Source organism: Enorma sp. (genome assembly GCF_982429025.1).
In genome coordinates, this window is record NZ_CEWCAA010000055.1 from 1 (window position 1) to 12,612 (window position 12,612).

A 12,612-nucleotide genomic window follows, 5' to 3' on the forward strand; every position below is an offset into this window, starting at 1 on the left:
ACGGCGGTAGGAGTCGCTCACCAGGTCGGGGTGGTTCACGAAGTAGGTAAATGTCGGAGGGTTGACGTCCGTCTGGGTCACGTAGTGCATGCGGAGACGGCGCTTGCCGTCCACCACCGTATGGCCGAACTCACGAAGATCGGTGAGGAAGGCGTTGAGCGCAGAGGTCGAGATCTTGGTCGCGCGCGCGGCCGCGGCGTCGTCGATGTAGTTCCAGATCTTTTCCACCGAACGGCCCGTGAGGGCAGAAATACGAAGCACCTTTGCCCAGGGCGCAAGCGTCATGCGGCGCGATACGGTCTCCATGACCTTCTCGCGCTCATGGTCTTCCGTGAGAAGGTCCCACTTGTTCAAAAGGATGACGAGGGCGCAACCGCGGTCGATGGCGAGGTTTGCGACCTTCTGATCCTGCTCGGTCATGCCGATGCCGGCATCGACCACGAGCAGCGCCACGTCGGCACGGTCGATGGCGCGCAGCCCTCGAACCATGGAGTAATACTCGATATTCTCGTAGACCGTGCTCTTCTTGCGAATGCCTGCCGTGTCGACGAGACGGTAGCGGCGCCCGTCTCGCTCGACATAGGTGTCGATGGCGTCGCGCGTGGTGCCCGCGATGTCCGAGACGATGGACCGGTCGGAGCCGATCACCTTGTTGAAGAGGGACGACTTGCCGGCATTGGGACGGCCGATGATCGCGACACCGAGCGCATCAGGGAACGGCTCGTCGTCCTCGGTCTCGTCGGGAAGGCAGCTGACCACCTCGTCGAGGAGATCGCCCGTGCCGTGTCCGTGGTGGGCGGAAATGGGGCGCGGGTCGCCGAGTCCCAGCGAATAGAACTCCCAGAGCCGCTCCTGCTCGCGATCGGGGTTGTCGAGCTTGTTGACGAGTAGGAACAACGGCTTCTTGACGCGCTTGAGCATGCGCGCGACCGATTCGTCCTCCTCCGTTACGCCGACAGACCCATCCACGACGAAGAGCACGACATCGGCCTCTTCAGCTGCGGCGAGCGCTTGGTCGCGAATGGACGCCGAGAATACGTCCTCGCTCTTGAGCGGCTCGATACCGCCCGTGTCTACGAGCGTGAACTGCCTGCCGTTCCAGTCGGCATCATGGTATGAACGGTCGCGCGTGACGCCCCGGCTCTCGTGGACGATTGCGTCCTGCGTGCCCGCGAGGCGGTTCACCAGCGTAGATTTACCGACGTTGGGCCTTCCGACGACGGCGACGATGGGTTTCATATACTCTCCTACACGTTTGCGGTACGTTGCTGCTCGGTGCCCGGTGCAAGGGCGGTAAGCTCTTCCTCGAGGGCGCCCAAGAGATCGAGCGGCATCGTTGACGCGATGCGCACCCGAGCTCCGCGGCGAACGAGCTCAGCTTTCAGCTGTTCTTGATGATAACCGTCGAGCGTGAGACCGTCAGCGTTGAACATCACGTCCGGCACAAAGAGCATAATCCCCGAGAGGTCGCTACCGAACTGGGCGAGCAAATCTTCCGCGCAGATGAGCCCCGTCACGTCGACGTTCCCCCCGAAGTAGTTGTTCTCGATCGCGCGGACGCTTCCTCTCAGCGGGGAATCGGACACGAAGCTGCGAATCGTCTGCGCGGCTGCGCAGCCGCTCACCACTGTGAGCTTGATGCCAAGGCTGCCAAGGAGGCGCCCCGCAGCCTCGATTCGCATTGCCTGTTCCGCCTTTACCTCGAAGGACTCATCGAGATAGCTGCGAATCATGCCGATGCCGTCATAGTACTGCGGATATCCGTCGTAGGTCTCTGCAGCCGGTACGGGAACACCGGCGTCGAGATAGAACTCGTCGGCAAGCTGGAACACGGTGTGCCCACGCGTGCGCCGGGCGACGCGCTGGTAGGGTTCGACCTGGTGGATTACGGCGCGTGCTGCGGCCGGGTCGTCGGAAAACGACGCGCTGAACCGTTTTTGGAAACGGGTGTAGCCCAAGGGGACGATGCCCAAGCTCGAGATGGCGGGTCGTTCGGCGCACCAAGAGAGCGTGCGGTCGAGCTCTTCGCCGTCGTTTACTCCGGGGATGAGGACGATTTGAGCGTGGATCTCGATTCCAGCCGCGATGAGCTGCTCGACGACCTCCATGCCGCGCTGAGCGTTTTTGCCCATGAGGGACCGTCTCACGTGCGGTGATACCGCGTGGAGGGAAACGTTCATGGGGCTCAGATGGTAGTCGATGACCCGCGAGACATCGCTCTCGGACATGTTGGTCAGCGTAACGAAGTTGCCCTGAAGAAAGCTCAGGCGATAGTCGTCGTCGCGAATGTAGAGCGTTCCGCGCATATGCGGGGGAAGCATGCGCATGAAGCAGAACGTGCAGGCGTTCACGCAGGTGCGCATGCCATCGAATACGGCGCCGTCGAACTCGAGACCCCAGTCCTCGTCGGGAAGACGCTCCAGGTTGCACGGGCACACGGAGTTGTCGCGCGGGTCGAAGACCTCGAGCTCCACGACCTCGTCGCTCCCCTGCCAGAGCCATTCGATCATGTCGGTGAGCGGGCGGCCGTTGACGGTGAGCACGCGCATGCCGCACTCGATGCCCGCGTCGAATGCGGGAGAGTCGGGTCGCACGAACGTTACGAGCGCGCCCGCGTCATCAGGGTCGCTCGAACGCCCGTAATCGGCGCGCGCCGCAGGATCATTTGGTTTCAAGGGAGTTCCGCTCATGATTGGGCCGTCATGCGCTCGATGGCCGATACGACGCGCTCGATATGGGCTTGCGGGGTCGATGCGCCGGCGGTGATCCCGATAAGGCGAGCACCATCGAACCAGGATCGATCGAGTTCAGCTGCATCTTCGATATGATGCGTTTTCAGGCAGGCGGCATGGCAGATCTGCGCAAGCCGCCGCGTGTTCCCAGAGTTCTTTCCCCCCACTACAATCATGATGTCCGCCTCGCTCGCGAGGGATGCGGCCGCACGCTGCCGCTCGCTCGTTGCAGCGCAAATGGTGTTCACGACGCGAAGCTCGCTTACCAGGGGTGCGAGGGCGGCCACCACAGCCGAGAGATTCGCAGCCGTCTGGGTTGTCTGCACGACAACGCCCACGCGCTTGCCAAGCGTAAGGCCGTCTAGATCTTGCGGGCTTGCTACAACGTGCGCCTTGCCCTCAGCATGGCCCACGATGCCTTCAACCTCTGGGTGGCCGCTCTCCCCTACGATGATGAGGTCGTAGCCCTCGTGAACAAGGTTCGATGCGGCCTTATGAACTTTTTTGACGTACGGGCACGTTGCATCGACCACACTGAGCCCGCGCGCCCGAGCATCTTCAATGACCTGCGGGACCACGCCGTGTGAGCGAATAATGACCGACCCGCGATCGATCTCGTCGAGGGACTGGGATAGGCCGACTCCTTGCTCGGCGAGCTCCTCGACCACGATGGGGTTATGGATGAGCGGGCCCAAGGTGTGAACCGGTTCTGCGTGCTCCAGCGCGCACCGCCGAGCGAGCTCGAGCGCGCGGTTAACGCCGTAGCAGGCCCCCGCATGCTCGGCGACGCGAATGGTGACGGACATCTCAGCGCCTCCCTGGATGCTCATCGCGCAGCTGGTCGCGCACCTCATACATGCGATGAATCGCTTCATCCTCAAACCACTGGATACGCTCTTTGCGCTTCAGTCCTTCGGGAGCGCTTGCAAGCCTCAGCCTCTCGCCGCAGCGGATCCAGGTCTTCATAGGCCTCATGAGATGGTGACCCTGGGGCGTAATGTCGCGAAAGCCGCAGACGGCGATGGGCACGATGTCAGCCTTTGCCATGCTTGCGATGAGCGCGAAGCCACCATGGACCTCTACGGGTTGGTCGTCGGTGCGAATGCGGGTTCCCTCAGGGTAGATGAGAACGTCTTCGCCGCGTTGGAGGGCATGCTGTGCGCGTCGAAGCGATTTCATGTCTGCGGTCCCGCGGTCTACGGGGATGCCGCCCACGCGTGCGAAGAACCAGCGCACGATCGGGTTCTTGTTGAACTCGGACTTCATGATGGGGCGCACGCGCCGCCCGCTGGCGACGATATGGGTGACGGTGGCGACAACCTCGGCCATCGACGTGTGGTTCGAAATGATGATGGAGCCGGTTTCTCCCTCGGGTTCGAGCTCTCCGGGATTCTCAACCTTCCAGCGCCACATCACTTTCGAGAAGGCGAGCAAGATGCCGATGATGACGTAGTAAAGAAGGCGAATCTGAGGCGCGTAGTCGCGCATCCCGTGGTCATAGTAATGATCTTCGGTTTGGAAAAGCTTCATTTACGCGCCTCTCTTCTGAGCGACGAGGTCGGCAATCTGGTCGGTGACCTCGTCGATGGTAAACGCCGTGGAATCGATCTGCACGGCATCCGGTGCCGCGACGAGGGGGGCAACATCGCGAGAGGCATCGAGCGCATCGCGTCGCTCGATCGAGTCGAGCGTTTCTGCGACCTCGCTTTCGAGCGCGTGGGCGTCGGCGACATCTCCGCCATGGCGTTGCAGGACGCGCCTTTGGGCGCGCACGCGCGGGTCGGCAGTGAGGAACACCTTCACCTCGGCATCAGGAAACACGACGGTTCCGATATCACGTCCCTCGGCTACCACGTCGTGATACTGGGCTACGGCGCGCTGCGGTTCGAGCATAGCGGTGCGAACGCCAGGATACGCAGAGACCTTCGATACGTTCGCATCCACGAGCGGGGTGCGAATCTCGCGACTCACATCTCGGCCGTCGACCGTGATGCTGCCGCCGGACTCCCCTGGCGTGAAGCAAATGGTGATGGCGCTCGCCAGGGCATCGACCGCAGCTTCGTCGTCAAGGTCGATGCCGCGGTCGAGCGCGGAGAAGGCGACGGCGCGGTACATGGCACCCGTGTCGAGCTTTTCAAAGCCAAGGCGGCGTGATAGCTCGCGCGCTATCGTTGATTTGCCAGATCCTGCCGGCCCATCGATGGCGATAATCATGTTGAATCGATCCTTCCTATCGGAGGTGCGTCACCTCGTGCGAATCTGCTCGGTCTCGTGTTCGGTAAGGTAGCGCCAGGTGCCCGGCGCGAGGTCTCTGAGCTCCAGCGGGCCAAATCGAGGCCGGTGCAGGGCGATGACGGGGTGCCCTACCGCTGAGAGCATGCGTTTCACCTGATTCTTTCGGCCTTCATGGATGATGACCTCGACGACCGACGTGCCTGGGTCGATGCCCCGGGGGCAGACGGCACGTGCTTGAGCAGGCTGGAGAATGCGGCACCGCGCAGGCTGACAGGGGCCATCGTCGAGCACGATGCCCTGGCAAAGAGGCATGAGGTCGCGTCCGGTCACGCGACCGTCAACGTGAGCGATGTAGGTCTTCTCAACATGGCGCGAGGGGTGAAGCAGCTCATGGGCGAGGTCGCCGTCAGTGGTGAAGAGTAAGAGCCCCGTTGTATCGAGGTCGAGCCTCCCCACGGGAAAGAGCCCGGGATGAAGATCGGTTGGAACAAGCTCGGCCACACAGGGCCGCCCTTTTGGGTCGCTCATGGTGGTGAGATAGCCTGCGGGTTTATGGAGCATGAGGTAGACGGGGCGCTCGGCCAGCTTGACCACGTGCCCGTCGACGGCGATTACATCGCAATCGACGTCAACTTTAGTGCCAAGCTCGCTAGCCACCTTGTCATTTACCGTAACACGGCCAGCGGTCATAAGGTTTTCGGAGCCGCGACGGCTCGCCACGCCGGCGCGTGCGAGGAACCGCTGGAGGCGCATCGTATGGGGGTACTCGCCACGCTCGGCTGCGATTTGATGTTGATCAGTCATCGTAGTCGTCCGTTGCGTTGCCCACGATGACGAGGTCGTCGTCGGGATCGCCGTAGTCTTCGCCCATCAAATCGCGCTCTTCCTCAAGATCCTCATCAGTCTCCTCGAGCGTCGACTGGATCGAGCGGCCCGAGAGGCGCTCGCGGATGAACTGCCGGGCCTGTTCGTCCGGGGCGAACTGTTCAAGATCGGGGAGGTCCTTCGTCGAGCGAAGCCCGAACTTTTCGAGGAAGGCGTTAGTCGTACCGTAGAGGATCGCCTGTCCTCGCTGCGGATCGCGGCCCATCTCGCGAACAAGGCCCTTATCGACCAGCGACGAGATGACACCGTCGGAATTGACGCCGCGAATGCCCTTGACGGTTTCGCGCGTCACCGGTTGGTGGTAGGCGATCACGGCGAGGGTTTCGAGCGCTGCCTGGGATAGCTTCTGCGTGTCCCAGGAAAGTACGAATGCTTCCACTTGGTCGTGGTAGGCAGGATGGGTGAAGAGCCGCCATCCGCCGGCGACTTCGCGCAGCTGAAAGCCGCGATTGGCTTCCTCGTACTCAACCTTGAGCTCGGCAAGGAGCGAAGCTGCCTCTCCCGGGGCGATACCGAGCGCCTGGGCGAGAGCGCTCGCGCTCACGGGGTCGCTCGAAACAAGCAGGAGCGCCTCAAGGGCGCCTTTGGGAGAGGTGGTGCTCAAGGGTTCTAGGTCTTGCATGGGTTCCCCCTAGTACGTGGTGTCCTCGCCTGAGCCGTCTGGTGCCGGCTCGGCTTCGGGGTGGTATTCGGGCGCGCCCGCAACTCGGTCGATCTTGATCTCGCCGAACAGGTCATCTTGCTCAAGCGTGACGGAGCCGCGCTTCGCGAGCTCGAGAATGGCGAGAAACGTTACAACGAGCTGCTCGGTTGAGGGATTCGCTTCGAGGAGCTTCCGGAAGGTCGTGTGCTCATTCGCCATGGTGAAGCGATCGACCGACGCCACGGTAAGCTCCAGGGGCACGCGTTTCGGCGCGACATGCTCGGCTTCAAGCAGAAACGTTTCGCGCCGGCCATCGAGGTCGGCGCAGATCACAGCGAGCCCGCGGAGCGTGATGCCTGCAAGGTAGTCGGGCATGAGGTTGAGAAACTCCGGATCGGGGCCGGCTACGCGCGGGTGCATGCGGCTTTCGGCCTCCATGCGGGCTCCCAGGGCGGCAGCCGCTCCCTTGAACTGCTTATAGGCGATGAGTCGCTGAATGAGTACCTCTCGGAGAGAATCAGCGTCAAGACCGGCGTATTCATCATCAAGGTCGTCGGCATCGCCGGAAGGTGCGGGCGTCTCGGTGGGTACGAGGGCCGCGGCCTTGATATCAAGCAGGGTTGCTGCAACGAGCAGGAAATCGCTCGCAACGTCGAGGTCAAGCGCCTCGATGCGCTCAACCTCGGCAAGGTACTGCTCTGCGACTTCCGAAATGGAAATGGCGCCGATGTCGACCTTTTGCCTCGATACGAGCTGGAGCAGAAGGTCGAACGGTCCCGTGTACGCCTGCGTCGAGACGCGGTAGGACATCAGCCCACCTCTTCCCCTGGTCGAATCGAAACGTCCAACCTATACAGTTTACCGTAGATTCATCCAAGCGCGAGGCCGAGCATCCACCTCCAAAGGGGATACACGGTGAGATCGAAATAGGCGCCAATGATATCGATATGGAGGACGGTGGGAAGGAGGTACAGAACGATGATGAGGATGGGCATCGCGTACTGCTGTATGCGATAGTAGGTTTGGAGCGCCTCCCCTTTGAGGAAGAGAACGAGGATCGAAGATCCGTCCAAGGGCGGCAGAGGGATGAGGTTGAAAAACGCGAGCGAGAGGTTCACGAGCATGCAGCTCATGATAGCGTTCGCAACAAGATAAACGACGCTTGCTGCGGCACCGCTGCGTGCAAGTGCGGGCCACACGAAGCCGAGGAGAAGAGCGAAGACTCCAGCCAGCAGGATGTTCGAAAGCGGGCCGGCAAGCGAGACGATGAGCTCATCGCGTTTCGGGTGCTTGAAGTTGCCCAGGTACACGGGAACGGGTTTGGCGTACGCGAAAACCGGCCCACCGGCCAGAATCATGAGCAGAGGCAAAAGTACGGTGCCGAACGGGTCGATGTGGTTGAGCGGGTTGAGCGAGACGCGCCCGCGCGACCTGGCCGTGGCATCGCCGAGGGCATAGGCAGCTAGGGCGTGAGCGCTTTCATGGACGACGATGCCCACGATGACCGCACATGCCGAGATGAGCAGCGAGACGATGGTATCCATACAGGGCTCCTAGCGAAGTGAGCGCGAGATGCGCACGCAGATGAAATCGAGAAGGAAGCAGACGGCCGCGACGATCGTGAAATCGAGGCGGAAGATACCCCCGAAGGGCGAGGCTATGACGCCCCATCCGGCAATGACCTGGGGCAGCGCGCGCGAAAGGTCGATGATGAAGTTCACGAGACCGAGGCGCGACACCATGCCCGAGAAGCACAGGATAATCACGAGCACGCACAGGACGATGGCGCAGATTCGCAAGATATAGGCAAGGATGTTCAAGACAACGGCGAGTGCTTTACGCGCATCCACGGGCGGTCTCCTCTTCGATGGTGGTCGAAAGCTCGAGCCATTCGTCTTCAAGGGCGGGAATGGCCTTTTTGAGCTCGTTGTACTCAGCAAGCGCTGCGTTGAAACGCTCTTGATCGGCATAGAGCTCCTCGGAAGCCATGAGCTCCATAAGCTCTTGGTACCGGGCGCGCTTCTTCTCAAGATTGCGATCGACCGTATTCAGGCGGTCGCGCGTCTTCTTGAGCCGTTTGTTGAGGGCTGCCCTCGCCTCAGCTTCCGCGCGGCGCTGCTCGCGGGTTTTCTTCCCCTCTCGAACAACGGTGCCATCCATCGTCTTGTGGGTTCGGGCAGCACGGGGCGCATCGGCTGCTGCACGCGGATTGTCTGGTGCGGCCTTTTCCTCCTCAGCGGCACGGGCTTCACGAGCTGCAAGATCGTCGCGCTTGAAAAGGTAGTAATCATAATCGCCGTCGATGACCGTCATCTTCCCATCGCGGATGTCGATGACGCGGTTCGCGACGGAGCGCACGAGGTGCTCGTCATGGCTGATGAGCACGATGGTGCCCGGGAAGCGTTTGAGCGCGTTCTCGAGCATATCAACCGAGTCGATATCAAGATGGTTGGTAGGCTCGTCAAGGCAGAGCAGTGCCTCGGGCGCTACCAGCATCTTTGCGAGGGCAAGGCGCGCCCGCTCTCCGCCCGAGAGCACGCCGACGCGCTTCTCCACATCGTCGCCAGAAAACAGGAACGCGCCCAAGAGGCTGCGCTCTTGGGGGACCGTCCAGCCAGGGGCAACAGAATCTATTTCCTGGAGCACGGTATTCGATTCGTTGAGACCCTCGAGCTGATGCTGTGCGTAGTAGGCCACGCCAACGTTCACGCCAAGATCGCGCGTGCCCGATGTGGGAGCCTCGATGCCCGTGAGCATTTTGAGCAGCGTCGACTTGCCGGCGCCGTTCGGACCCACGAGCGCCACATGATCGCCGCGGTACAAGGTGAGATCGATATTGGAATAAATGGTGTGGTCGCCATACGACTTTGAGACGTCTTCCAGCTTCACGACCATATCGCCCGAACGCGGCGGATCGGGGAACTTGAAATCGACGTGCTTATGCCCTTCGGGAAGGATGACGAGCTCGCTCTTGATCTGCTCGATGCGCCTCATGCGTTCCTGAGCCTGTGCGGCCTTCGTGGGCTTGTAGCGAAACTTATCTACAAAGACCTGCATGTGGGCGATCTCGCGTTCCTGTGCGGCGCGCTTGGCCCTCATTTGCTCGAGGTTATCCTCGCGTTGCTTGAGATAAGACGAGTAGTTGCCGGTGTAGACGGTGATGCGTCGGTTTTCAAGTGCGGCCACGTGGTCCACGCAGGCATCCATGAACGCGCGGTCGTGAGAGACGATGAGCACAGCGCCCTCGTAAGCGGCAATGAACGACCGGAGCCATTGAACGCTTTCCAAGTCGAGATGGTTTGTGGGCTCGTCGAGAAGCAAGAGGTCCGGGTGACGAAGAAAGAGCTTTGCAAGCGCGATGCGCATCTGCCAGCCGCCCGAGAATTCGCGGCAGGGCTTGTTGAAATCCTCGACCGGGAAGCCAAGGCCGGCAAGGATTTGGCGGGCGTTGCTCTCGAGCTCATAGCCGCCAAGGCCCTCGAAGCGGTCTTGAACACGTCCGTATTCATTGAGGAGCTGTTCGGGTACTCCGCCCTTCTCCCCCGCCTCGGCGATAGCGAGCTGTAGTTCCTCAGCGCGCTCGCCGAGTTCGCGGATCTCGTGCGCGGCGTTCATCACCTCGTCGATGACGGGTACGTCGGACGCGAGCTTGGTCTCCTGTTCCAAATAGCCGACGTTCACCTCTTTGGCGAAGGTGATCGTCCCCGCATCAGGCGTATCGAGCCCCATGATGATTTTCAACAGGGTGGTTTTGCCAGCTCCGTTGGGGCCAACCAAGGCGAAGCGATTGCCTGGGTTGACTTGAAATGACGCACCACTGAACAGGGTGCGCGCGCCGAAGCTCTTCTCAATCTTATCTACCGATAAAATCATGTCATCCTACCTCGGGGGAATCGTTAACGCCCCGTACACCTAAGCTGCCCATAGAATCCTGCTGAGCAGAAGCCTACCGACGATAGTACCCAGCAGGGTGGATGGTAACACGCATGACCTGTATGAACAAAAGGGCCGAGGATTGCTCCCCGGCCCCGTTCATGTCATGGTGGGCGTTACAAGATTTGAACTTGTGACCCCTTCCGTGTGAAGGAAGTGCTCTACCCCTGAGCCAAACGCCCATGTGCTTTTCAGCGATAGCTACTATAGCATGGCTGCCCAAGCTCGCCAACCCTCTTTTTTCGAAAAACTCGTTCGACGTTCATTTCACGCACATCTGGAGAACGTGATGACTATTTTGAGAGAAGGCTTGCAAAGCGATTCGTATTTCCCTATAGTATTCCCCGTTGCTTGGGGGCGTAGCTCAGCTGGGAGAGCGCTTGACTGGCAGTCAAGAGGTCAGGGGTTCGATCCCCCTCGTCTCCACCACAGTACTTCGCACGGCCTTCGAATTCGGGGGCCGTTTTGCTATCACGGGCTCATGGCGCAACGGTTAGCGCAGGGGACTCATAATCCCTGGGTTGCAGGTTCGAATCCTGCTGGGCCCACCATGCATGTCTGGCCCGGAGGAACCTCCTCCGGGCCTTCTGCGTTTCAGTTGTTTCAGCTTCGCTCTTTCAACTCACTGAATCCAGCGTATTTCGATGGCCCAGTGAACTTGCATGCCGAATTACGCAATAAGGAAGCTATTTCGGGCTCTTATTGCGTAATTCGGCATGTAAGTTTTCCAGAGTACGGTTTGCGGTCTTAATCTCATGTCTTTGCATGGTGGTCCCGTGCAAGCGTGATGCCGTTCTCGGCATGCAGCGATAGCCATGTCATCTTGTTCACCTAGCGCCCAGCATCCAGCGCGTTTGTCCGCTTCGTATCCGACCGGGTTTCAGTGTGCAGTCATCGGAAACAAAAAAGACCCCGCAAAAGCGAGGTCTAAAAATGCAATGGTGGAGACGAGGGGGATCGAACCCCTGACCTCTTGACTGCCAGTCAAGCGCTCTCCCAGCTGAGCTACGCCCCCAAGCAACGGAAGATAGTTTACGGAACTTTAGGCGTTGGCGCAAGAACTTTTTTGAGAAATTGTCGCACTCCCCTATCAATAATTCCATATTCCGTCTTGAACGCTAGTTTTTCGGATGGCGAAATCGTTGACGAGACGCTATGCCACGTTCTGGCGCACCGGCCCCGAAGCCTCAAGCTTACGCTCGCGCAGCCCGCACGCGCTGCGCGATGGTGCTCATGAGATTCTCGCGGGCGATATCTTCGCGATCCCCGGTAGCGCGGTCCTTTACCTCGACGGTGCCGTTTGCAAGCCCGCGCTTGCCAACGATGACCTGGTATGGGAAGCCCATGAGATCGTTGTCGGCAAACTTAACACCAGGGCGCTCGTTACGGTCGTCGAACACGACATCGATGCCTTCAGAAGCCAGCTCTTCTGCAATGCGGGCAGCTTCTTCGAACGCCTCGCCCTTCTTGTCGAGCGCGATGACCGAAACTTCGTACGGCGCCACCGAGACCGGCCAAACAATACCATGCTCGTCGTGATGCTGCTCGACGATCGCGGCAAGGGTACGCGAGATACCGATGCCATAGCAACCCATGTAAAACGGCTGCTCGCGTCCGTTCTCGTCGGCGAACGTGGCGCCCATTTTCGCTGCGTACTTCTCCGTACCGATCTGGAATACCTGACCGCATTCGATGCCTCGGCCGCCCTTCAGGGGTTCGCCGCAGTGAGGACAAGGATCTCCGGGTTTTACCGTTACGAGGTCCTCCCATGCGTCCACCGTGAAGTCGCGATCTGGGCAGGCACCCGTATAGTGGTAATCAACCTCGTTGGCGCCGCACGTCCAGCTCTTAGAGGCCTTAAGCGATGCATCACAGACCAAACGGATTCCATCCGGGAGATTCACCGGCCCGATGAAACCCTTGTGCAGGCCGAACTCATCGAGCTCTTCGTCGGTCATGAGGTGGTAGTCGCCGAAGAGCTTGCCGGCCTTGATCTCGTTGAGCTCGTGGTCGCCCGGCACGATGGCGACGACGGGCTTGCCCTCGCCGTCGATGAGCGCGAGGGACTTGCGCGTTCCGTTTTCCGGGAATCCGAAGAACTTCGAGACCGCTTCGATGGTTCCCAGCCCCGGGGTCTCGACCTTTTGAAGCACGCCCTCGCCAGGGCCCTCGCTCACCGCAACC

Annotated in this window: 12 protein-coding genes and 4 tRNA genes; 2 read left to right on the forward strand and 14 right to left on the reverse strand. The window is 60.5% G+C overall.

Annotated features, from left to right (window positions below):
• The 12 genes from der to AC1VS5_RS08435 form a co-directional block, all read right to left on the reverse strand.
• The coding region (gene der / locus AC1VS5_RS08380) for a ribosome biogenesis GTPase Der (protein ID WP_481218331.1) at positions 1 to 1,239 on the reverse strand (1,239 nt) is incomplete at its 3' end.
• Positions 1,240 to 1,247: 8 nt separating this feature from the next.
• Positions 1,248 to 2,675 (reverse strand): DUF512 domain-containing protein, encoded by a 1,428-nt coding sequence (locus AC1VS5_RS08385; RefSeq protein ID WP_481218332.1) that lies wholly within the window; start codon positions 2,673 to 2,675, stop codon positions 1,248 to 1,250.
• Positions 2,676 to 2,686: 11 nt separating this feature from the next.
• Complete coding sequence (locus AC1VS5_RS08390; RefSeq protein ID WP_481218333.1) at positions 2,687 to 3,538, reverse strand: 4-hydroxy-3-methylbut-2-enyl diphosphate reductase; 852 nt, start codon at positions 3,536 to 3,538, stop codon at positions 2,687 to 2,689.
• A 1-nt stretch (position 3,539) separates the two neighbouring features.
• The gene (locus AC1VS5_RS08395) at positions 3,540 to 4,262 is read right to left on the reverse strand and encodes a lysophospholipid acyltransferase family protein (protein ID WP_144688621.1); all 723 of its coding nucleotides are present in this window, start codon (positions 4,260 to 4,262) and stop codon (positions 3,540 to 3,542) included.
• Positions 4,263 to 4,946 (reverse strand): (d)CMP kinase, encoded by a 684-nt coding sequence (gene cmk, locus AC1VS5_RS08400; protein WP_481218334.1) that lies wholly within the window; start codon positions 4,944 to 4,946, stop codon positions 4,263 to 4,265.
• A gap of 30 nt (positions 4,947 to 4,976) precedes the next feature.
• Positions 4,977 to 5,771 carry a pseudouridine synthase gene (locus AC1VS5_RS08405; protein ID WP_481218335.1) on the reverse strand — a complete coding sequence of 265 codons (795 nt, stop codon included), beginning with the start codon at positions 5,769 to 5,771 and terminating at the stop codon, positions 4,977 to 4,979.
• Positions 5,764 to 6,474, reverse strand: coding sequence for an SMC-Scp complex subunit ScpB (gene scpB / locus AC1VS5_RS08410; protein WP_204626774.1), 711 nt, complete (start codon positions 6,472 to 6,474; stop codon positions 5,764 to 5,766). The genes AC1VS5_RS08405 and scpB overlap by 8 nt, the downstream gene beginning before the upstream one ends.
• Positions 6,475 to 6,483: 9 nt before the next feature.
• Positions 6,484 to 7,305 (reverse strand): segregation and condensation protein A, encoded by an 822-nt coding sequence (locus AC1VS5_RS08415; RefSeq protein ID WP_481218336.1) that lies wholly within the window; start codon positions 7,303 to 7,305, stop codon positions 6,484 to 6,486.
• Positions 7,306 to 7,364: 59 nt separating this feature from the next.
• Positions 7,365 to 8,039, reverse strand: a complete 675-nt coding sequence (locus tag AC1VS5_RS08420; protein ID WP_481218337.1) for a site-2 protease family protein — start codon at positions 8,037 to 8,039, stop codon at positions 7,365 to 7,367.
• Between the two features lie 9 nt (positions 8,040 to 8,048).
• Entirely contained in the window at positions 8,049 to 8,345 is a 297-nt protein-coding gene (locus AC1VS5_RS08425; RefSeq protein WP_481218338.1) for a hypothetical protein, read from the reverse strand.
• A complete protein-coding gene (locus AC1VS5_RS08430; RefSeq protein ID WP_481218339.1) occupies positions 8,332 to 10,368 on the reverse strand; it encodes an ABC-F family ATP-binding cassette domain-containing protein in 2,037 nt (678 codons plus the stop codon). The genes AC1VS5_RS08425 and AC1VS5_RS08430 overlap by 14 nt, the downstream gene beginning before the upstream one ends.
• A gap of 167 nt (positions 10,369 to 10,535) precedes the next feature.
• Positions 10,536 to 10,610: transfer RNA gene (locus AC1VS5_RS08435), tRNA-Val, on the reverse strand.
• Positions 10,611 to 10,781: 171 nt separating this feature from the next.
• Here AC1VS5_RS08435 and AC1VS5_RS08440 point away from each other — a divergent pair.
• Positions 10,782 to 10,857: transfer RNA gene (locus AC1VS5_RS08440), tRNA-Ala, on the forward strand.
• Between the two features lie 46 nt (positions 10,858 to 10,903).
• Positions 10,904 to 10,979: transfer RNA gene (locus AC1VS5_RS08445), tRNA-Ile, on the forward strand.
• A gap of 388 nt (positions 10,980 to 11,367) precedes the next feature.
• Here AC1VS5_RS08445 and AC1VS5_RS08450 read toward each other — a convergent pair.
• Positions 11,368 to 11,443 (reverse strand) — tRNA-Ala (locus AC1VS5_RS08450).
• A gap of 178 nt (positions 11,444 to 11,621) precedes the next feature.
• A partial coding sequence (locus AC1VS5_RS08455; protein WP_481218340.1) for a His/Gly/Thr/Pro-type tRNA ligase C-terminal domain-containing protein occupies positions 11,622 to 12,612 on the reverse strand: 991 nt, incomplete at its 5' end.

What these genes read in the sequence shown, in the direction of transcription:
- AC1VS5_RS08430 (WP_481218339.1), bottom strand. Translation starts at nt 10,368, where the DNA reads ATGATTTTATCGGTAGATAAGATTGAGAAGAGCTTCGGCGCGCGCACC.
- AC1VS5_RS08420 (WP_481218337.1), bottom strand. Translation starts at nt 8,039, where the DNA reads ATGGATACCATCGTCTCGCTGCTCATCTCGGCATGTGCGGTCATCGTG.
- AC1VS5_RS08395 (WP_144688621.1), bottom strand. Translation starts at nt 4,262, where the DNA reads ATGAAGCTTTTCCAAACCGAAGATCATTACTATGACCACGGGATGCGC.
- cmk (WP_481218334.1), bottom strand. Translation starts at nt 4,946, where the DNA reads ATGATTATCGCCATCGATGGGCCGGCAGGATCTGGCAAATCAACGATA.
- AC1VS5_RS08390 (WP_481218333.1), bottom strand. Translation starts at nt 3,538, where the DNA reads ATGTCCGTCACCATTCGCGTCGCCGAGCATGCGGGGGCCTGCTACGGC.
- AC1VS5_RS08415 (WP_481218336.1), bottom strand. Translation starts at nt 7,305, where the DNA reads ATGTCCTACCGCGTCTCGACGCAGGCGTACACGGGACCGTTCGACCTT.
- AC1VS5_RS08405 (WP_481218335.1), bottom strand. Translation starts at nt 5,771, where the DNA reads ATGACTGATCAACATCAAATCGCAGCCGAGCGTGGCGAGTACCCCCAT.
- scpB (WP_204626774.1), bottom strand. Translation starts at nt 6,474, where the DNA reads ATGCAAGACCTAGAACCCTTGAGCACCACCTCTCCCAAAGGCGCCCTT.